Source organism: Vibrio sp. 1249-1 (genome assembly GCF_033340495.1).
The window spans coordinates 1-578 of record NZ_JAWOWJ010000885.1 but is presented as its reverse complement, the minus strand read 5'-3'; the positions used below and the strand labels follow the sequence as shown (position 1 = coordinate 578).

Annotated in this window: 1 protein-coding gene and 1 pseudogene; both read left to right on the top strand. The window is 49.1% G+C overall.

All coding sequences use genetic code 11. The features are described 5' to 3' along the window. Window positions 1-113, top strand: a pseudogene (locus tag R7Z50_RS29485) (ABC transporter ATP-binding protein); the annotation flags it as partial. Continuing rightward, window positions 113-578 (top strand): ABC transporter permease (locus tag R7Z50_RS29480; RefSeq protein WP_318150013.1); only part of this gene is annotated, 466 nt, incomplete at its 3' end. The pseudogene R7Z50_RS29485 and the gene R7Z50_RS29480, both read left to right, overlap by 1 nt.

The window sequence follows — 578 nt, the reverse complement described above, 5'->3', positions numbered from 1 at the left end:
TGATTGAATGGTTAAAGCAGACGTTTCCCGAACTTCAAAACGCTGAAATGAACCACGCTCGCCCAAGCTTAGAAGATGTTTTTGTCAGCGTGACAGGGAAAGGCCGCCAATGATGAAACCTATCGCTCGCATGAAAGCCGTCATGATCAAAGAGATTCGCCAACTTTCCCGTGACCGAATCACATTTGGCATGGTGGTGATGATCCCGCTTATCCAGCTTTTGCTGTTCGGCTTCGCAATCAATACGGACATTCGCAACATTCCGGTAGGTGTTGTCGACCAAAGTGGCAGTACCGCCGGGCGGATCATTACCCAGTCCGTCAAAGTCACTCAAGTGGTGGATATCAAAGAAACCTATGCCACCGCGCAAGAGGCTGAACAAGCGATTCAAGATGGTATTGTGCGCGCCGTGCTGATTTTGCCAAGCGATCTCACACAACGCATGATGCAAGGTCGAGAGCTTGGGCAATGGATTGTGGATGGGTCAGATACCATGATCAGCTCGGCAATATTGTCGTTGCAAACCATGCCATTAACCGATTTTGATTTCGAGATTCGCCCAGAGCCAAGCAAAACAT